Source organism: Pseudomonas sp. HD57-3, assembly GCF_056113135.1.
Genome location: NZ_CM148568.1, coordinates 1,445,357 through 1,464,182 on the forward strand (window position 1 = coordinate 1,445,357; position 18,826 = coordinate 1,464,182).

Sequence of the window (18,826 nt, forward strand, 5' to 3'; positions counted from 1 at the left end):
CTTCAGCTCAGATGGCTCCGTCTTCGCGCAGCCGGGCGATCTGCTTCTCGTCGTAGCCAAGATCGTGGAGTACCTGCGCATTATGTTCACCGAGCTGCGGTCCGACCCATTCGGACGTGCCGGGTGTATCAGAGAGTTTCGGCACGATGCCCGGCATCTTGAAGGGTTTGCCGTCCGGCAGTTTGGCGTGCAGGAACATTTCCCGGGCCAGGTACTGCGGATCGTTGAACATGTCTTCGGCGCTGAAGATCCGGCTGGCCGGCACTTCGGCCTGGTTCAGCAGATCCAGCACGGTTTGCAGCGGCAGCGAATTGACCCAGCGGTCGATGACACCGTACAACTCATCGCGGCGGGTGTCGCGCCCGTCGTTGCTGGCCAGCGCCGGGTCATTGGCCAGATCTTCACGGCCGATGATCAGCATGAAGCGCTTGAAGATCGCATCGCCGTTGGCGCCGATCTGCACGTGTTTGCCGTCGGCGCTGGTGTGGATCGACGAGGGTGTGATGCCCGGCATGATGTTGCCGGTGCGTTCACGAATGAAGCCGAACACATCGAACTCCGGCACCATGCTTTCCATCATGGCGAAGATCGCTTCGTACAGCGCCACATCGACCACTTGGCCGAGACCGCCGTTGACCTCGCGATGACGCAGGGCCATCAACGCGCCGATCACACCCCACAGGGCGGCGATCGAGTCGCCGATGGAAATCCCGGTACGCACTGGCGGGCGGTCTTCGAAACCGGTGATGTAGCGCAGGCCGCCCATGGATTCGCCGACCGCTCCGAACCCAGGCTGATCCTTCATCGGACCGGTCTGGCCGAAACCGGACAGGCGCACCATCACCAGTTTCGGGTTCAGTGCGTGCAGGATTTCCCAGCTCAGGCCGAGTTTTTCCAGGACGCCGGGGCGGAAGTTCTCGATCAGGATATCGGCTTCACCCAGCAGTTTTTTCAGGATCGCCAGGCCATCGGGATGTTTCAGGTTCAACGTCAGGGACTTTTTGTTGCGTGCCTGGACGAACCACCACAGCGAGGTGCCTTCGTACAACTTGCGCCATTTGCGCAACGGATCACCGCCGTCCGGCGACTCGATCTTGATCACTTCGGCGCCAAATTCGCCGCAGATGCGCGAAGCAAACGGCCCGGCAATCAAAGTACCCAATTCAATGACTTTCAGACCGCTGAGCGGTTTGTTGGCGAACGGCATGCGAGATCCTGTAGGACAAGGCTGAACGGATACAGCGTTTTAACATAGCCGGCTGTCAGTCGCGCAAGGTTGATCGCCATCAATTCGTGGATTGCCTACAGCATCGGTTAGACTTGCCGACTTTCCTCGTATCAAGAAGCCCGTTCATGGCCCAGCCGTCCACTACCTACAAATTCGAACTGAACCTCACCGATCTTGACCGCAGTGTCTACGAGAACGTGAAGCAGACCATCGCCCGTCACCCCTCGGAAACCGAAGAACGCATGACCGTACGCCTGTTGGCCTACGCGCTCTGGTACAACGAGCAGCTGTCGTTCGGTCGTGGTCTGTCGGACGTGGATGAACCTGCGCTGTGGGAAAAGAGCCTGGATGACCGTGTCCTGCACTGGATCGAAGTCGGCCAGCCAGATGCGGATCGCCTGACCTGGTGCTCCCGTCGCACCGAACGCACCAGCCTGCTGGCCTACGGCAGCCTGCGCGTCTGGGAAGGCAAGGTGATCCCGGCGATCAAAAATCTGAAGAACGTCAACATTGCCGCTGTTCCTCAGGAAGTGCTGGAAACCCTGGCCAAGGACATGCCTCGCGTCATCAAGTGGGACGTGATGATCAGCGAAGGCACGATCTTCGTCACTGATGATCGTGGCCAGCACGAAGTCCAGCTCACCTGGCTGCAAGGCGAGCGCGGCTAAGTCCGCGTTACTCCCGAAAAATCCCACGTATTCAAGAGAAGCCTCTGTCACCCCATGCGTATCGATCCTCGCCCGTTGCCCGCCACTCTGCCGTTTCTCGGTGAACTGCCACCGCTGCTGACCCGCCTGTATGCGGCGCGGGGCGTGCAGTCCGAGGCGGAGCTGGACAAGAGCCTGGCGCGGCTGATTCCGTTCCAGCAGCTCAAAGGGATCGATGCGGCGGTGGACCTTCTGGTGACGGCGCTGGAGCAGCGTCAGCGGATCCTGATCGTCGGAGACTTCGACGCCGACGGCGCGACGGCCAGCACCGTGGGCGTGCTCGGTTTGCGCCTGTTGGGCGCGGCGCACGTTGATTATCTGGTGCCGAACCGCTTCGAATACGGCTACGGCCTGACCCCGGAAATCGTCGAAGTCGCGATGACCCGCGAGCCGCAACTGTTGATCACCGTCGACAACGGTATTTCCAGCGTGGAAGGTGTGGCGGCTGCGAAACGTCACGGTCTGAAGGTCTTGATCACCGACCACCACTTGCCCGGCGATGAACTGCCGCAAGCCGATGCACTGGTCAATCCGAACCAGCCCGGCTGCGAGTTCCCGAGCAAGGCGCTGGCTGGGGTCGGGGTGATTTTCTATGTGTTGATGGCGTTGCGCGCGCGCCTGCGCAGCCTCGGCTGGTACGAGAGCAAGCCACAACCGAACATCGGCGAACTGCTGGATCTGGTGGCGTTGGGCAGCGTTGCCGACGTGGTGCCGCTGGATGCCAACAACCGGATTCTGGTGCACCAGGGCCTGGAACGAATTCGCGCCGGACGTGCGCGGCCGGGGATCAAGGCGATCCTTGAAGTGGCCAAGCGAGAGGCTTCGCGCATCACGTCTACCGACCTCGGTTTCATCGTCGGCCCGCGCCTGAACGCGGCGGGGCGTCTGGATGATATGAGCCTCGGGATTGAATGTCTGCTGACCCAGAATGCAGAACTGGCCCGTGAAATGGCCGCGCAACTGGACGGCATGAACCAGGATCGCAAATCCATCGAGCAAGGCATGCAGCGTGAAGCGCTGGCCCAACTCAAGGACTTGCCGGTCGAGTCGATGCCGTTTGGTCTTTGCCTGTTTGATCCGGAGTGGCACCAGGGTGTCATCGGTATTCTGGCGTCGCGGATGAAGGAGCGTTATTTCCGCCCGACCATCGCCTTCGCCGATGCTGGCGACGGTTTGCTCAAGGGCTCGGGGCGTTCGGTTCAAGGTTTCCATATTCGCGATGCGTTGAGCGTGGTCGCGGCGCAGCATCCGGATCTGATCGCCAAGTACGGCGGCCACGCGATGGCGGCCGGTCTGACCTTGCCGCAGGAGAATTTTCCGTTGTTTGCCGAGGCATTTGACGCCGAGGTACGTAGGCAGCTTCGCGAAGAAGACCTGACCGGGCGCCTGCTGTCGGACGGCACTTTGGCGGTCGAGGAATTTCATCTGGAACTGGCCCGCGCCCTGCGTCACGCCGGGCCGTGGGGCCAGCATTTCCCGGAGCCGTTGTTTCACGGCGTGTTCCAGTTGGTCGAGCAGCGAGTGGTCGGCGAGCGGCACCTGAAAGTGGTGCTGAAAACCGAATGCGGTTCGGTGAAGCTCGACGGTATCGCCTTCGGGATTGATCGCGATATCTGGCCGAACCCGACAATCAAATGGGTCGAACTGGCCTACAAACTCGATTTGAACGAGTTTCGCGGCAATGAGACCGTGCAACTGATGATCGCCCACATCGAACCGCGCTAAAGGTCGTTGCGCCCCTTACTGAAGGGGCGCAGGCATCTTCAATTGTGCTGTTTCATTTCTGAACCCTCCCTCATCCCCGGATGTCGTCTAGGCTCTAAGCACTGCTTGATTGGCCTTGTGACGTCTTGTCGAATTTTTTGCCCGCGGGGGCGGGTGCTGCACCTTTTTCCTGTCACTCGTCGACTTTTCAAACAGAACCCTGGAGCCTGCCCACTGATTTGAGAGGTGCCCCATGAGTCTGCTGCTTGAACCCTTTACCCTTCGCCAACTGACCCTGTCCAACCGTATCGCCGTGTCGCCCATGTGCCAGTATTCCAGCGTCGATGGCCTGGCCAACGACTGGCATCTGGTGCACCTCGGCAGCCGTGCCGTGGGGGGCGCTGGCCTGGTATTTACCGAAGCCACGGCGATCACGGCCGACGGGCGGATCACCGCCGAAGACCTGGGCCTGTGGAACGACGAACAGATCGCACCGCTGCAACGCATCACCCGTTTCATCAACGCTCAGGGCGCAGTGGCCGGCATTCAACTGGCCCACGCCGGGCGAAAGGCCAGCACCCATCGGCCGTGGATCGGCAAACATGGCAGCGTCAAACCGGATGACGGCGGCTGGACGCCGGTGGGTCCTTCGCCGATTGCCTTCGACCCGCAACATACCCAACCGAAACAACTTGATGAGAGTCAGATCGCCCAGGTCATTCAGGACTTCGTGGCAGCAGCCAAACGCGCGCTGACCGCCGGTTTCAGTGTGGTCGAGGTGCATGCGGCGCACGGTTATCTGTTGCACCAGTTTCTGTCGCCACTGAGTAATCAGCGCCGCGATCAATACGGTGGTTCGTTCGAAAATCGCATTCGTCTGGTGCTGCAAGTGACCGAGGCGGTACGCGCGGTGTGGCCGGAAGAACTGCCGGTGTTTGTGCGCCTGTCGGCTACCGATTGGGTCGAGGACGGCTGGAATCCGGATGAAACCGTGGAGCTGGCGCGACGCCTGAAAGCCTTGGGGGCTGATCTGATCGACGTGTCATCGGGCGGCACGGCGGTCAACGCCGAAATCCCTGTGGGTCCGGGTTATCAGACACGCTTCGCCGAGCGGGTACGCAAGGAGTCAGGCATTGCCACCGGCACCGTGGGCATGATTACCGAGCCGGCCCAGGCCGAGCACATCCTGCGGACCTGTCAGGCCGACATCATCTTCCTCGCCCGTGAACTGCTGCGTGATCCGTACTGGCCGCTGCATGCCGACGATGACCTGGGCGGACGCAAAGCGGTGTGGCCGGCGCAGTATCAACGTGCGACTCATCGGGATCAGCCGATTCACGAGTCTGATCTGCGGGATTGATTCCGACTGGTCGCAAAGCCTATAAAACCCGCCATTGAACCGGCGGGTTTTTTCTTGCCTGTCGTTTGGAATCGCAAAGGAATGGATCGCAATGTTGATCGAACGAGAGCTGACTGAATCGGACTTGCTGCTGCTGGCGCTGATCGACCGCAGTGAACTGGTCGAGGAGTGTTATCGCGTGGAAGACGGTGAGCTGGTTCTGTATCCGGCGCGTTTCGACATGCGCGGATGGCCCGAAGGGGAAGCGGAGGAAAATGCGCGGGTATTGGAAAAATGCTGGCGCAGCGGCGGGTGGCTACACGGACTATTCAATGGAGAGACGTTGGTGGCGGCGGTGGTTGTGGATAACCGGGTTATTCACAATCAGGGTTTGAAGATGCGGCAATTGAAGTTTTTGCACATCAGCCGTGCCTGGCGCGGGCAGGGATTGGGCGGGCGGTTGTTCGCCTTGGCTTGCGAGCATGGCCGGGAGGTCGGCGCCGGGGCGTTGTATGTCTCGGCAACCGAATCACGCAATACCGTGGAGTTCTATCAGCGCCAGGGTTGCCGGTTGTTGGAACAACCGGATCCCGAGCTGTTTGATCTTGAACCCCACGATATCCACTTGTACTGCCCGTTGACCTGACGGCTCAAAGCATCAAGGGTACTTGCGCTTGTCCGGCGCTGGCGGGAAGTACTGGTACAACCAGGTCTCGCTCAGCGTGCGGTCGTTGGTGCGGATGAACAGACGCAGTTCAACCGGCTCAACGCTGTCATTGGTCGGGTACCAGTCGAACAGGATCCGATAGCCCTTGATGTCATCCAGCACCAGCACGCTGAAATCCTGCACCTTGCCGTTGGAGCAAGTCACCACCGGTTCGATCCCGGTGCCCTGCGGCAGGCGATCCAGACCGCCACCGGTGAAGTCCACGGCAAAACGACGGGCCCAGACCGGCGGATAATGCTCGCCAGGTGCCCAGCCTTCAACAAATCCACCCATGCCCGAACGGGTCGCATGCACCCGCGCCAGCGGCGTGCCGACCGGCGGCAGGGCGCTCCAGTAGAGCTTGTAGCCATAGTTCAGCGAATCACCGGCAGCCACTGGCTTTTTCGGCGTCCAGAACGCAACGATGTTGTCGAGGGTCTCGCCGGTTGTAGGAATTTCCAGCAGATCGATAGAGCCTTCGCCCCAGGCGGTTGTAGGTTCTACCCACAGGCTCGGACGCTTGCTGTACCAGTCGACGGTGTCCTGATAGTTGGCGAATTCGTGGTCGGTCTGCACCAGACCGAAACCTTTCGGATCGGTGTCGGCGAAGGCGTTGAATTGCAGGGTCGCCGGGTTGTTCAGCGGGCGGCAGATCCACTCGCCGTTGCCGCGCCACATGGCGAGACGATCCGAGTCATGGATCTGCGGGTGAATGGTGTCGCACATCCGGCGCTCGTGGGTGCCGCAGCTGAACATGCTGGTCATCGGGGCGATGCCCAGTTGTTCGATGGCGGTGCGGGCGTTGATGTGAGCATCGACTTCCATCACAACGCGCTCGGCCTGGCAATCGATGTCGAAGCGATAGGCGCCGGTCGCGCTCGGCGAGTCGAGCAGGGCGTAGACCACAAAGCGGGTTGCGTTCTGATCCGGAGTTTCGAACCAGAACTTGGTGAAATCAGGGAATTCTTCGCGTTTCTTGGCGTAGGTGTCGACCGCCAGGCCACGGGCGGAGAGGCCATATTGGCCAGTGGCATCCACCGCGCGGAAGTAGCTGGCGCCGAGGAACGACACCACGTCATGCCGGTCCAGTTCCGGCGCCTTAAACAGCTTGAAACCGGCAAAACCCAGGTCGCCCTTGAGCTGCTGGGTGTCGACCGAAGTGTTTTCATAGTTGAACAGCTGAGGGCGGAAATGCACCTCGCGGGCCGTGCGGGTCTTCGGATCGACGCTGTACATGCGCACCGGCTGACGGAAACCCATGCCGACGTGGAAGAACTGCACATCGAGCTGACCCTTGTTCTCCTTCCACAGCGAATGCTCGCCGTCGTAGCGGATCGCATTGAAGTTCTGCGGGGTCATGGTCGCCAGGGTCGGCGGCAGCACCTGTTTGGTGTCCTGATACGCGCTGCCGGCCAGTTGCTTGGCCTGGCGCTTCAGCGTCTCGAAGTCGAAGGCCTGGGCTTCACCGTCGGCGGCACCGCCAGAGGCGGCCCAGGCGCGTGCGGCAAGCAGGCCGGAGGCGGAAAGGCCGGTGTAAGCCGCAATGGCCATGGACGCTTTGAGCAAATTCCTGCGGTGCATAGATACAACCTGTCGTGGACAATCCCGCGCCGTTCCTGGCACGTACTGGATCAGAAATTACGGTTCGGACAAGCCTTCGGCCAAACGCTACGGACTAGTAACAGATGCCCGATAGCTTAATCCGTTCGCTGATTTTGCAAAATTCATTGATAGCACGACGACAGCGTCTCAATGAAACAAGACGTTACGGTTACTTATCCCACAGCCTTTTCTGATTTATAGGGCATATCTGCTTTTTTCGACTAATTACTCTAAAAACAGCTTTTCAGCGCCGATTTAATTTCTATTCTATGGGCATCGCCGGTCACGACCCATCCGACCGGCAGGGCTCAAATCGCTGCTTAAAGGAGCAGGGCGATGCGGTTTTCGAAAATTTCTGACGTACTGGAAAAGGACATCGTCCATGACAAAAGGACAAGGCATCACCGAAATGTTGGGCATCTTTCCCTGCCTCACCAACGTCCGGCGAAGACGCCGGCTCAGTCCTGACGAGCTGAAACTGGTGGAGCGTTACCGGGAGTTGTCGGAAAGCGACCGGATTGCGATGAGGTATCTGGTGGATGCGATGAGGAGTGTTTCGCGGTTTTGAAGTTGTCTAGTCCTGAAATAGGTTTACACCTGTTTCAGCCTCAAAACGCCCGATGCACCGCATCGGGCGTTTTGTATTTCAGCGACAGATGAGGCCGCTCGTTGTTATAGATCTGCACCGACTCGTCCACCATCCGGATGGCCTCTGCAAAATTTTTGGGGCGATGCAGCAATAACTCGTTTTTCAAAATCCCGTTCACACGCTCAGCCAACGCGTTTTGGTAGCAGTCGTAGCCATCGGTCATTGAGCAGGTGATGCCGTATTTGGCATGCAGCCGCTGATAAAGCTCGGAGCAGTATTGGACGCCTCTATCCGAGTGATGCACCAAACATTGCTTCGTTGTCCGCTGCTTGAGGGCTTTGTTGAACGCCTGGATCACCGATTCGGTGTGCAAGCTTTCATGGACATGGTGCCCTACGATTTTTCGGGAGTACGCATCGGTGATCAAACTCAGATAAGCCACACCCGTTTGCGTCGGTAAGTAGGTGATGTCCGCAACCCATACTTGCTCTGGCGCCTTGGCAACTACCTGAATCGGCCCATCTTTAAGCAGGTTTGGGTGCCGGCGAAAGCGATGATGGCTATCTGTCGTTTTGTGGTAGGCCCGTCTGCGGGGAACCAGCTCGCGCCGATCTCGCAAGATATCGAATAACCGGTCTCGACCGACCTTTACGGACACTTCTGGCTCAGTGTGCATCAGATTGTGAAGTTTTCGGGTGCCAAGGCGCGGTTGCCTAAGTCGTTTCTCCCTCACGAATCCCATCACTTCCTGGGCATGACGGGCCCGGGCATCACACGCCCGGTTGCGCTTGTAATAAGCCTGACGGGAAATCCCCATGAACTGGCAAGCCCGACTAATGCTCAGGTCTTGGATCTGCCCTTGGGAGAGGACTTGCCGGATCGCTTTTTTACGACAGAAACACCGAAGTCGTTCTTTAAAACATCAACGACAGCTTCGAAAAACTGAGCTTTCTGGTTGGCTTGGGCCAGCTTTTCTTCAAGCTCTTTGATTCGCTGTTCGGGTGTCAGTGGTTTATCGGGCTCATCCATGGAACGGGGTCTCTTGGAGCGAATGGACGCGCCTTGACTCCAGTCCTGCCGACCATGCCTGCGTAACCAGTTCAGTACGGTCGATTTACCCTGAATGCCATAGCGCTCTTGAGCCTCTTTATAACTCAACTCGCCTTTTTTCGACCTGATCGACGACCGACAATTTAAAGGTCCGCGTGTAATCACGCTGACTGCGCCTTTTTCCTGAATTCATTACTCCCTCCTGAGAATGGGTCAGAAGGTGTAAACCTTATTCAGGACGAGACAAGTGAAAAACCAAAGGGGCGGACTGTGAAGTCCGCCCCTTTTTCATTCTTGAGACTTACCGGGGATGCTGCAGTTGCATCAACCCCTTCGACCAGTTGGGTGGCGAACCGAGTGGCGTTCGAAGTCGGGATACTTCCCGTCAACACGGCAAAACCGGAAGGCCCGCACCACGTGGCTCGCCATAACGCAGAACTGAGGTTCGGAAAAACCACAGTTCAATGAAGGGCAAACACCGTATTGACAGATTTCCGGCTTCGACCTCAGCTACTAATTGGGCTGCAACGGGACAAAGCCTATCGGTCAGGCGCTAGCGGTGCCAGGTCTACTCTGACGACGCTGGTTGTAGGAATTGAAGATCTTTCTCGTAAGCAACATCTGTAGGAATTTCCTGTTTTTGCATGTCCTGCAGAGAGGCAGCCCCTAAGCCGCAGTTTTTCCTTTATTTATTCGGATTCCAGGAATGAACTGCAGGTTTTCTACATGCTAATCGAATTTTCGGTTTCCAATTACCGCTCGTTTCGGGATAGGCAAACCCTGTCCATGGCGGCCACTCCTCGTCTGAGCAAATCGCGTAATACCTTCAAGCCTCCCATCACTGCTGAAAGACTCCCTGATTTATTGAAGGTCGCGGCAATCTACGGCCCGAACGCTGCCGGGAAATCTTCATTGATCCGCGCAATGGGGATCGTGGGACGCTTGATGGCAATTCCTTCGGGATCAAATGACGATGCACTGCCGGTTTCACCCTTCCGGTTTGACCGGGCTTTGAATGATGCCCCCAGCTTCTTTGAGTACGACTTTATACAAGCCGGGCTGCGTTATCGGTTCGTGCTCGGACTGACTGCCCAGCGGGTTGTTCAAGAGCAATTGATCGTCTATCCAAAAGGAAAGGAAACCCAGCTCTATCGGCGCCAGTTTGATGCCGAGGGCGAACACTATGTGTTTGGTAAAACCCTTGAGGGTGGCAAGGAAGTACACAATGCCTGGCGTCGATTAACCAGTCCGAAGATGTTGTTTATCGCGCAAGCCGTTGCCAATAGCAGCGAAGAGTTGAGCCAGTTGCGCTTACCGTTCAGTTGGTTTCAAACCGGGTTGCTGGTAGTGGAACAGAACAACATGCTTGGTTTGTCCACAGCGTCGATTCGGTTTCTGAAAATGGTCAAGAACCATACGAGTGATCTTCGCGACTTTCTCAAGGCTCTGGATATTCCTGTATCGGCCATTCAACTCAACGCGGACGAAGACATAGCGACCTCGGGCAATGGAAAACTGACCTTGAAAGAGTTTTTCGCGGCGGCGCAAAAGGACAAGCTGACCCTTACGCATTCCAGTGTCTCAGGTGACGCCGAATTCGATTTTTCTGAAGAGTCGTGTGGCACAAAGAATCTGATCGGCTTCTGGCTACCCTGGTTCATGATGAATCAGGCCGGGGGTAGCGGGGTTTTGTGTGTCGATGAACTGGACAGCAGCCTTCATCCTGAAATCGTGGCTGACTTGATTGGCAAGCACTTGAGCAGTGGTCTGGACACTCAGTTGATCTTTACCACTCACGACACGCATTTGATGAATGAAAAGATTCTCAGGCGGGATCAGTTCTGGATCACCGAACGCGATGCCCACGGCGCTACCTGCCTGTTTTCCGTGCACGATTTTGAGGGACGGGAAAGTGAGGATGTCGAGAAACGCTATTTCGAAGGCCGCTATCGCGGATTGCCGCTGATAAGGCGGGATTGAGAATGGTGGGCTCGAACAGGTCGTTTGATCGAAAGGGTTCACGTTTCAAGGCGCAGCCGAAAGTGTTGGTCTTGTGTGAGGACAGTAAGTCAGGGAAGCGTTATCTGGAGGAGGCCGCGTTTTATTTTCGGGCCAAGGCACAAGTTGAAATCGTCCATTGCGGTATTACGCATCCGAGCGGGATAGTCGAGCGCGCGGTTGTGCGACAAAAGCAGTTCGACAAAGTGTTCTGTGTGTTGGATCGTGATACTCACTTGTGCTTCGAGCGGGCACTGAATGTTGCGAGGTCTCATCCCAGGATCACAGTCATCGCCTCGTATCCATGTTTTGAGTTTTGGCTTCTGCTGCACTTTGGTTTCAATCGAAAGCCTTTCAGGGCGGTCGGGAAAAACTCTCCGGGTGATCTGGTTACCAAAAGCCTGAGAGCGAAGCCCGGCATGTTTAGATATGAAAAGGGAAGGGACATCAGCTATTTCACTCAACTGCTTGGAGAACCATTCAATGTGGCGAGAACGCTGGCACCGAAAATTCTTGAGGATGTTTCTGTCAGTGGTGAGCCCAACCCAAGTAGCGAGATCCATTTACTCATGGATGAGTTTGAAGCTCTCTCCAAACCCCAATTGATCTAGTCATGCGAACCATGCCCGCATCCCTGCGGGCAGGTTGTGCTCTGTTACCGACCCACCTTCCACGCATCCCCAGCCGGCGCCTTCCCATGGTCATACGGCTTGCCAATCCACATGTACACCAACCCCAGCCCAATAACGATCGCCGTGCTCAGCACCATCGCGTAGTTGATGTACCACGCGGCATCCGGCGTGCGTGGCCAGGCCATGTTGATGATTGCGCCGACACCGTAGACCAGCGCGCCGATGTTCACCGGCCAGCCCCAGGCGCCGAGGGTGAATTTGCCGCTGGGTTTCCAGCCTTTGCTGCGGGCGTACAGGGCGGCGAGGACGATCATTTGAAACGCGAGGTAGATGCCGATGGCGGCGAAGCTGACGATGGTGGCCACGGCGTCTTGCAGGAAGAAGCCGAGGGCGATGATCAGGCCGGGCAGGACGCCGGACACGAACAGCGCAGCAACTGGCACTTGGGTCGTAGGAGAAATCTTTTTCAGCAGTCGGCTGCCGATGACCATTTCATCGCGAGCGTAGGAATACAGCAGACGACTCGCCGCCGCTTGCAGGCTGATGACGCAGGAGATGAAGGAAATCATCACCACGCCCATCACCACTTTCGAGCCGACCGGGCCGAAGGCGTTGTTGAGGATGGTGGTGACCGGGTCTTTGTCGGTGCCGTTGATCACCGCTTGCATGTCCGGCACGGCGAGGATCAGCGCCAGGCAAGCGAACATCGCTGCGATGCCGCCGATGTAGATGGTCATGCGCATGGCCACCGGGATTTTCTTGCTCGGGTTCGGGGTTTCTTCGGCCACATCGCCGCAGGCCTCGAAGCCGTAGTAGAGGAACATCCCCGCCAGCGACGCGGTGAGGAACGCCGGCAGGTAGGAGCCGTTGACGCTGATGTCGAAGGTGTTGAACAGCACGCTGATCGGCTGGTGACGCTCGAAAATCAGCAGGTACACGCCGACGATCACCGCGCCCACCAGTTCGCAGAGGAAGCCGAACATGGCGATCCGCGCCAGCACTTTGGTGCCGCTGAGGTTCACCAGCGTGGCGAACAGCGTCAGCACCAGGGCGATGACGATGTTGGTGTTGTTGCTCGGCTCAAAACCCAGCATAGCCGCGAGGTACGGGCCGGCGCCGACCGCAACGGCGGCGATGGTCACGCACAGGGCGATGGAGTAGATCCAGCCGACCATCCACGCCCATTTCTTGCCCACCAGACGCCGCGCCCACGGGTAGACCCCCCCGGAAATCGGGAACTGCGAAACCACTTCGCCGAAGATCAGGCACACCAGCAATTGCCCGCAACCGACCAGCAAATAGGCCCAGAACATCGGTGGCCCGCCGGCGGCCAGGCACAGGCCGAACAGGGTATAAACCCCTACAACCGGTGACAGATAAGTGAAGCCCAGCGCGAAGTTTTCCCACAGGCTCATGCTGCGGTTGAAGTTGGAGGTGTAGCCCAGTTGGCGCAGTTGTTCGGCATCGCTGTCGGCAACGGCGGCTGAGAGATCGGGTGATGCACTCATGTGTGTTTGCTCCGTGAAATCGGCAGATTTCGGATGGCCGAAACCGTGGCGGGGCCGTGAAGGCGCCGCCCGGATCGGTAGTTATTGTTTTGAATGCCTGGTGATGCGGATGACCGGTTTCTGCCTTGAAGCCGGGGGATGCCTTTAGTGCTTGAACATCACATGCCGAACCGTGGTGTAGTCCTCCAGCCCGTACATGGACATGTCCTTGCCGTAGCCGGACAGTTTCTGACCGCCATGAGGCATTTCGCTGACAAGCATGAAGTGCGTATTCACCCAGGTGCAGCCGTACTGCAACCGAGCGGACAGGCGATGGGCGCGTCCTACATCCGCCGTCCACACCGAGGACGCCAGGCCGTAGTCCGAATCGTTGGCCCACTCCAGCGCCTGGGCTTCATCGGTGAACTTGGTCACCGACACCACCGGCCCGAACACTTCGCGACGGACGATTTCGTCGTCCTGCTGGGCGTCGGCCAGCACGGTTGGTTCGAAGAAGAAACCGTTGCCGTCCACAGCCTTGCCGCCAGTGATCAAACGAATGTGCGGTTGCGCCACAGCGCGTTCGACAAACCCGGCCACGCGGTCGCGATGCTGGGCGGTAATCAGCGGCCCCAGTTCGGTCGACGGATCATCCTGCAAGCCGTATTTGATACTGCTGACCGCCGCGCCGAGTTTCTCGACGAACTTGTCGTAGATGCCTTGCTGCGCGTAGATCCGGCACGCGGCGGTGCAGTCCTGGCCGGCGTTGTAGAAACCGAAGGTGCGAATGCCCTCGACCGCCGCGTCGATGTCGGCGTCGTCGAAGATGATCACCGGGGCCTTGCCGCCCAGTTCCATGTGCATGCGTTTGACGCTGTCGGCGGTGCTGGAAATGATGTTCGAACCAGTGGCGATGGAGCCGGTCAGCGACACCATGCGCACTTTCGGATGGGTCACCAGTGGACTGCCTACGCTCGGCCCACGCCCGAACACCAGATTGAGTACGCCGGCCGGGAAAATATCCGACGCCAGTTCGGCCAGGCGCAACGCGGTCAGCGGGGTTTGTTCCGACGGCTTGAGCACCACGGTATTACCGGCGGCGAGGGCCGGGGCGATTTTCCAGGCGACCATCATCAGCGGGTAGTTCCACGGCGCGATGGAGGCGATCACGCCCACCGGGTCGCGGCGGATCATCGAAGTGTGGCCGGGCAGGTATTCGCCACCGGCCGAACCGCTCATGCAACGGCTGGCGCCGGCGAAGAAACGGAACACATCGGCAATCGCCGGAATCTCGTCGTTCAGCGCGGCGCTGTAGGGTTTGCCGCAGTTGTCCGATTCCAGTTTCGCCAGCTCTTCGCCGTGGGCTTCGATGGCGTCGGCGAGTTTGAGTAGCAGCAGCGAACGGTCTTTCGGCGTGGTCTGCGACCATTCGGCGAAGGCACTGTCGGCAGCGCGCACGGCGGCATCGACCTGGGCTTCGGTGGCCTCGTTGATTTCCACCAGCACTTCGCCGCGCGCCGGATTGAGCACCGGTTGCGCGGGGCCTTCGCCGTTGACCAGTTGGCCGTTGATCAAGAGTTTGGTTTGCATGTTGTTGTCCTCTTTCTACTGCAAATTCAGGGTGGGGAAGGTCAGGGAAATCATTTGCCGCCGCTGCCGGCCACGCTCTCGCCACCCCGGGTCAGGTAGTAGGCGCCGAGGATCGGCAGCATGGTCACCAGCATCACGAGCATCGCCACGACGTTGGTCACCGGCACATCCCGTGGGCGGCTCAACTGGTTGAGCAACCACAGCGGCAAGGTGCGTTCATGGCCGGCGGTGAAAGTGGTGACGATGATTTCGTCGAACGACAGCGCAAACGCGAGCATGCCGCCGGCGAGCAACGCCGAACCGAGGTTCGGCAGGATGATGTAACGGAAGGTCTGCCAGCCGTCGGCGCCGAGGTCCATCGACGCCTCGATCAGGCTGTGCGAGGTACGGCGCAAACGGGCGATGACGTTGTTGTAGACGATCACCACGCAGAAGGTCGCGTGGCCGACGATGATGGTGAACATCCCCGGCTCGATGCCCAACGTCTTGAAGGTCGCCAGCAGCGCGATCCCGGTGATGATCCCCGGCAGTGCAATCGGCAGGATGAGCATCAGTGAAATGCCCTGTTTGCCGAAGAAGTCCCGGCGGTACAGCGCCGCCGAAGCGAGGGTGCCGAGCACCATCGCAATCAGCGTGGCGATGGCCGCAATCTGCAACGACAGCTTGATCGCTTCCAGCACGTCCGGCCGGGAAAACGCCACGCTGAACCAGTGCAGCGTGAAGCCTTTCGGTGGAAAGCTGAACGCCGCGTCTTCGGTGTTGAAGGCGTAGAGGAAGATGATCAGGATCGGGAAGTGCAGAAACACCAACCCGCCCCAGGCTGCAATGCGCAAACCTAATGACGCGCGCTCAGAGTGCATCGAAGGCCCCCAGTCGTTTGACGATGGACAGGTAGATAGCGATCAGTACGATCGGCACCAGCGTGAACGCCGCAGCCATTGGCATGTTGCCGATTGCACCTTGCTGCGCGTAGACCATGCTGCCGACGAAGTAGCCCGGCGGGCCCACCAGTTGCGGCACGATGAAGTCGCCCAAGGTCAGCGAAAAGGTGAAGATCGAGCCTGCGGCAATCCCCGGCACCGACAGCGGCAGAATCACCTGCATGAAGGTCTGGCGCGGCTTGGCCCCGAGGTCGGCGGAGGCTTGCAGCAACGACGGCGGCAGGCGTTCCAGCGAGGCCTGGATCGGCAGGATCATGAACGGCAGCCAGATGTAGACGAACACCATGAACCGGCCCAGATGCGAGGTCGACAAGGTGCTGCCGCCGACCCCGGGAATCCCCAGAATGAACTGCAGAACCGGCTCCAGCCCCAGGTGCTGAACGAACCACTGCGCGACGCCGCCCTTGGCCAGCAGCAGCGTCCAGGCGTAGGCCTTGACGATGTAACTGGCCCACATCGGCATCATCACCGCGATGTAGAAAAACGCCTTGGTCTTGCCGGTGGTGTAGCGCGCCATGTAGTAGGCAATCGGGAACGCGACGATGGCGCTGGCGATCGACACCACGACGGCCATGCTCAGGGTGCGCAGGATGATGTCGAAGTTCGACGGCTGGAACAGTGCGGCGAAATTGGCCAGGGTCAGGTCGGGAGTGACCGCCATGGTGAAGTCGTCGAAGGTGTAGAAACCTTGCCACAGCAGCATCAGCAGCGAGCCGAGATAGATCGCGCCGAACCACAGCAGCGGCGGTATCAGCAGCATCGACAGATACAGGTTCGGCTTGCGATAGAGCAGGTTGGAAAACCTGCGCAACGGCGCCGATTGAGGGAGGGCGAGGGCGGTCATGTCACACCCCGCTCGCAACGGTGTCGTGCAGCGGAATCATCGCTTCCCGCGCCCAGCGAGCGCTGATGCGCTGACCGGTCTGGTGCTGCGCGCTGCTGTCGATCCATTGATTGTTGGCCTGGCTGATGCTCAGGGTCTGGCCGTTTTCCAGGGTCAGTTCATAGCGCGTGGCGCTGCCCTGATACTGGATGTCGTGGAGCAGGCCGGTGACTTCGATCTCATGGCTGGCCAACGGGCCTTCGGCGAACCGCACGTGTTCCGGGCGGATCGAAAACGGCTGCGGGTGGCCGCTGAGCTGGCGCGCCAGATCGCCGCGAATCACGTTCGAAGTGCCGACGAATTCAGCGACGAAGGTGGTGGTGGGTTTCATGTACAGATTGCGCGGGGTGTCGACCTGTTCGATACGACCCTTGTTGAACACGGCCACGCGGTCGGACATCGACAGCGCTTCAGTCTGATCGTGGGTGACGAAGATGAATGTGATGCCGAGCTGGCGTTGCAGCTTTTTCAGTTCGCTCTGCATCTGTTCCCGCAGCTTCAGGTCGAGAGCGCCCAACGGCTCATCAAGCAACAGCACTCGCGGGCGATTGACCAGCGCGCGGGCGAGGGCGACACGTTGGCGCTGACCGCCGGACAACTGCACCGGTTTACGGGCGCCGTAGCCGCCGAGGGCGACCATGTCCAACGCTTCTTCGGCGCGCTTGTGGCGCTCGGTCTTGTTCACGCCTTTGACCTTCAGGCCGTAGGCGACGTTGTCCAGCACGTTCATGTGCGGGAACAGCGCGTAATCCTGAAACACCGTGTTTACGTCGCGTTGATAGGGCGGCAGACCGGCGGCTTCGGCGCCGTGAATGCGGATCGAGCCCGCGCTCGGTTGCTCGAACCCGGCGATCAGGCGCAGGCACGTGGTCTTGCCCGAACCGGAGGGGCCGAGCATGGAAAAGAACTCGCCGTCCTGGATGTCGATGGAAACCCGGTCAACGGCTTTCACTTCGCCGAACTGCCGGGAAACGTTGGTGAACTGGACTGCAAGCGTCATGATGCGGTGCTCCAAAAAGGCGAGGGCCGTCGCAGCGGCCCTGCCTGGACTTCTGAAAAACAGTATTCGAATTGATCGTTCCCACGCTCTGCGTGGGAATGCAGCCCGTGACGCTCTGCGTCAGCTCATGCGAATGGACGCGGAGCGTCCGGTGATGCATTCCCACGCGGACGGTTCGACGCCTCGACGTGGGAACGATCGGGCTAGAGCGGCGTGTCAGCGACCGCCCATAATCGCAATGTAGTCCTGCGTCCACCGGCTATACGGCACAAACTTCCCACCCTCAGCCTGCGGGGTTTTCCAGAAGGCGATCTTGTCGAACTGATCGAACCCGTTGGTCTTGCAGCCTTCAGCGCCGAGCAATTCACTGCCCTGACACGCCGCCGGCACCGCCGGCAACGAACCGAACCACGCCGCCACATCACCCTGGACTTTCGGCTGCAGCGACCAGTCCATCCACTTGTAGGCGCAGTTCGGGTGCTTGGCCTCGGCGTGCAGCATGGTGGTGTCGGCCCAACCGGTGGCGCCTTCTTTCGGCACGGTCGAAGCGATCGGCTGTTTCTCGTTGATCAGGCCGTTGACCTGATACGGCCAGGCGCTGGACGCGACCACGCCTTCGTTCTTGAAGTCGCTCATCTGCACCGTGGTGTCGTGCCAGTAGCGGTGAATCAGCTTCTGCTGGGCGCGCAACAGTTCCAGCACAGCCTTGTACTGATCTTCAGTGAGTTGATACGGATCCTTGATCCCCAGCTCAGGCTTGGTGGATTTCAGATAGAGCGCCGCGTCGGCAATGTAGATCGGGCCGTCATAGGCCTGCACGCGGCCCTTGTTCGGCTTGCCGTCGGGCAGGTTCTGCGCGTCGAACACCACGTTCCAGCTGGTTGGCGCAGTCTTGAACACGTTGGTGTTGTACATCAGCACGTTCGGGCCCCACTGGTACGGGGTGCCGTAGGTCTGGTTGTTGACCACGTACCACGGCGCGTCTTTCAGGCGTGGGTCGAGGGATTTCCAGTTCGGAATCAACGCAGTGTTGATCGGTTGCACACGCTTGCCGACGATCAACCGCAGCGAGGCATCGCCCGACGCGGTCACCAGGTCGTAACCGCCCTTGGCCATCAGGCTGACCATTTCGTCAGAGGTGGCGGCGGTCTTCACATTGACCTTGCAGCCGGTTTCCTTCTCGAAACCGGTCACCCAGTCGTAGGCCTTGTCGCTTTCACCGCGTTCGATGTAGCCGGGCCAGGCGACGATATCCAGCTGGCCTTCGCCGGCGCCGACGGCTTTCAGCGGCTCGGCGGCCTGCAGGCTGGCGCTGGCCAGCAGGGCCGTGGTGATTGCACTGAGCAGTGCGGTCTTGTGCACGAACATGG

At 59.2% G+C, this 18,826-nt stretch carries 15 protein-coding genes and 1 pseudogene; 7 read left to right on the forward strand and 9 right to left on the reverse strand.

Annotated features, from left to right (window positions below):
* Nucleotides 1-7: 7 nt before the first annotated feature.
* Nucleotides 8-1,207 carry a CaiB/BaiF CoA transferase family protein gene (locus AC0R79_RS06415; RefSeq protein WP_474733743.1) on the reverse strand — a complete coding sequence of 400 codons (1,200 nt, stop codon included), beginning with the start codon at nt 1,205-1,207 and terminating at the stop codon, nt 8-10.
* Nucleotides 1,208-1,353: 146 nt separating this feature from the next.
* Here AC0R79_RS06415 and AC0R79_RS06420 point away from each other — a divergent pair, with 146 nt between their 5' ends.
* From AC0R79_RS06420 to AC0R79_RS06435, 4 genes are all read left to right on the forward strand, one after another.
* Nucleotides 1,354-1,896 (forward strand): YaeQ family protein, encoded by a 543-nt coding sequence (locus AC0R79_RS06420; protein WP_011332624.1) that lies wholly within the window; start codon nt 1,354-1,356, stop codon nt 1,894-1,896.
* Nucleotides 1,897-1,950: 54 nt separating this feature from the next.
* Nucleotides 1,951-3,660, forward strand: coding sequence for a single-stranded-DNA-specific exonuclease RecJ (recJ, locus tag AC0R79_RS06425; RefSeq protein ID WP_127797024.1), 1,710 nt, complete (start codon nt 1,951-1,953; stop codon nt 3,658-3,660).
* 232 nt (nt 3,661-3,892) lie between these two features.
* Nucleotides 3,893-4,999: an NADH:flavin oxidoreductase/NADH oxidase gene (locus tag AC0R79_RS06430; RefSeq protein ID WP_085609151.1), complete on the forward strand. Its 1,107-nt coding sequence runs from the start codon at nt 3,893-3,895 to the stop codon at nt 4,997-4,999.
* Nucleotides 5,000-5,090: 91 nt separating this feature from the next.
* Nucleotides 5,091-5,624: a GNAT family N-acetyltransferase gene (locus AC0R79_RS06435; protein WP_474733746.1), complete on the forward strand. Its 534-nt coding sequence runs from the start codon at nt 5,091-5,093 to the stop codon at nt 5,622-5,624.
* 12 nt (nt 5,625-5,636) lie between these two features.
* On the opposite strand, the gene AC0R79_RS06440 is transcribed toward AC0R79_RS06435, so the two are convergent.
* Nucleotides 5,637-7,265: a glucan biosynthesis protein D gene (locus tag AC0R79_RS06440; protein WP_007954654.1), complete on the reverse strand. Its 1,629-nt coding sequence runs from the start codon at nt 7,263-7,265 to the stop codon at nt 5,637-5,639.
* A gap of 403 nt (nt 7,266-7,668) precedes the next feature.
* On the opposite strand from AC0R79_RS06440, the gene AC0R79_RS06445 reads away from it, so the two are divergent.
* The gene (locus tag AC0R79_RS06445) at nt 7,669-7,854 is read left to right on the forward strand and encodes a hypothetical protein (RefSeq protein WP_007954656.1); all 186 of its coding nucleotides are present in this window, start codon (nt 7,669-7,671) and stop codon (nt 7,852-7,854) included.
* Nucleotides 7,855-7,894: 40 nt separating this feature from the next.
* Here the strand turns inward: AC0R79_RS06445 and AC0R79_RS06450 are convergent.
* Nucleotides 7,895-9,118, reverse strand: a pseudogene (locus AC0R79_RS06450) (IS3 family transposase).
* A gap of 533 nt (nt 9,119-9,651) precedes the next feature.
* Here AC0R79_RS06450 and AC0R79_RS06455 point away from each other — a divergent pair.
* On the forward strand, nt 9,652-10,905 hold the full coding sequence (locus tag AC0R79_RS06455; RefSeq protein WP_474733749.1) for an AAA family ATPase: 1,254 nt from the start codon (nt 9,652-9,654) through the stop codon (nt 10,903-10,905).
* A gap of 2 nt (nt 10,906-10,907) precedes the next feature.
* On the forward strand, nt 10,908-11,534 hold the full coding sequence (locus AC0R79_RS06460; protein ID WP_474733751.1) for an RloB family protein: 627 nt from the start codon (nt 10,908-10,910) through the stop codon (nt 11,532-11,534).
* Between the two features lie 44 nt (nt 11,535-11,578).
* Here the strand turns inward: AC0R79_RS06460 and AC0R79_RS06465 are convergent, their stop codons facing one another.
* From AC0R79_RS06465 to ydcS, 6 genes are all read right to left on the reverse strand, one after another.
* Nucleotides 11,579-13,063, reverse strand: a complete 1,485-nt coding sequence (locus AC0R79_RS06465; RefSeq protein WP_375745624.1) for an APC family permease — start codon at nt 13,061-13,063, stop codon at nt 11,579-11,581.
* A 144-nt stretch (nt 13,064-13,207) separates the two neighbouring features.
* Nucleotides 13,208-14,632, reverse strand: coding sequence for a gamma-aminobutyraldehyde dehydrogenase (locus AC0R79_RS06470; protein ID WP_007954662.1), 1,425 nt, complete (start codon nt 14,630-14,632; stop codon nt 13,208-13,210).
* 50 nt (nt 14,633-14,682) lie between these two features.
* Entirely contained in the window at nt 14,683-15,492 is an 810-nt protein-coding gene (locus tag AC0R79_RS06475; RefSeq protein ID WP_102688605.1) for an ABC transporter permease, read from the reverse strand.
* Nucleotides 15,482-16,417, reverse strand: coding sequence for an ABC transporter permease (locus AC0R79_RS06480; protein WP_127797030.1), 936 nt, complete (start codon nt 16,415-16,417; stop codon nt 15,482-15,484). Before AC0R79_RS06480 ends, AC0R79_RS06475 begins: the two co-directional genes overlap by 11 nt.
* Before the next feature lies 1 nt (nt 16,418).
* Nucleotides 16,419-17,456, reverse strand: a complete 1,038-nt coding sequence (locus AC0R79_RS06485) for an ABC transporter ATP-binding protein (RefSeq protein WP_474733754.1) — start codon at nt 17,454-17,456, stop codon at nt 16,419-16,421.
* A 216-nt stretch (nt 17,457-17,672) separates the two neighbouring features.
* Nucleotides 17,673-18,824 (reverse strand): putative ABC transporter substrate-binding protein YdcS, encoded by a 1,152-nt coding sequence (gene ydcS, locus AC0R79_RS06490; RefSeq protein ID WP_085609162.1) that lies wholly within the window; start codon nt 18,822-18,824, stop codon nt 17,673-17,675.
* Between the last annotated feature and the right edge of the window lie 2 nt (nt 18,825-18,826).

Excerpts from the sequence above, each read along its gene's own strand:
- AC0R79_RS06435 (WP_474733746.1), top strand. The coding sequence starts at position 5,091 with ATGTTGATCGAACGAGAGCTGACTGAATCGGACTTGCTGCTGCTGGCG.
- AC0R79_RS06455 (WP_474733749.1), top strand. The coding sequence starts at position 9,652 with ATGCTAATCGAATTTTCGGTTTCCAATTACCGCTCGTTTCGGGATAGG.
- AC0R79_RS06420 (WP_011332624.1), top strand. The coding sequence starts at position 1,354 with ATGGCCCAGCCGTCCACTACCTACAAATTCGAACTGAACCTCACCGAT.
- AC0R79_RS06445 (WP_007954656.1), top strand. The coding sequence starts at position 7,669 with ATGACAAAAGGACAAGGCATCACCGAAATGTTGGGCATCTTTCCCTGC.
- AC0R79_RS06415 (WP_474733743.1), bottom strand. The coding sequence starts at position 1,207 with ATGCCGTTCGCCAACAAACCGCTCAGCGGTCTGAAAGTCATTGAATTG.
- AC0R79_RS06480 (WP_127797030.1), bottom strand. The coding sequence starts at position 16,417 with ATGACCGCCCTCGCCCTCCCTCAATCGGCGCCGTTGCGCAGGTTTTCC.
- AC0R79_RS06470 (WP_007954662.1), bottom strand. The coding sequence starts at position 14,632 with ATGCAAACCAAACTCTTGATCAACGGCCAACTGGTCAACGGCGAAGGC.
- AC0R79_RS06460 (WP_474733751.1), top strand. The coding sequence starts at position 10,908 with ATGGTGGGCTCGAACAGGTCGTTTGATCGAAAGGGTTCACGTTTCAAG.
- AC0R79_RS06485 (WP_474733754.1), bottom strand. The coding sequence starts at position 17,456 with ATGACGCTTGCAGTCCAGTTCACCAACGTTTCCCGGCAGTTCGGCGAA.
- AC0R79_RS06475 (WP_102688605.1), bottom strand. The coding sequence starts at position 15,492 with ATGCACTCTGAGCGCGCGTCATTAGGTTTGCGCATTGCAGCCTGGGGC.
- AC0R79_RS06430 (WP_085609151.1), top strand. The coding sequence starts at position 3,893 with ATGAGTCTGCTGCTTGAACCCTTTACCCTTCGCCAACTGACCCTGTCC.
- AC0R79_RS06440 (WP_007954654.1), bottom strand. The coding sequence starts at position 7,265 with ATGCACCGCAGGAATTTGCTCAAAGCGTCCATGGCCATTGCGGCTTAC.
- ydcS (WP_085609162.1), bottom strand. The coding sequence starts at position 18,824 with ATGTTCGTGCACAAGACCGCACTGCTCAGTGCAATCACCACGGCCCTG.
- recJ (WP_127797024.1), top strand. The coding sequence starts at position 1,951 with ATGCGTATCGATCCTCGCCCGTTGCCCGCCACTCTGCCGTTTCTCGGT.
- AC0R79_RS06465 (WP_375745624.1), bottom strand. The coding sequence starts at position 13,063 with ATGAGTGCATCACCCGATCTCTCAGCCGCCGTTGCCGACAGCGATGCC.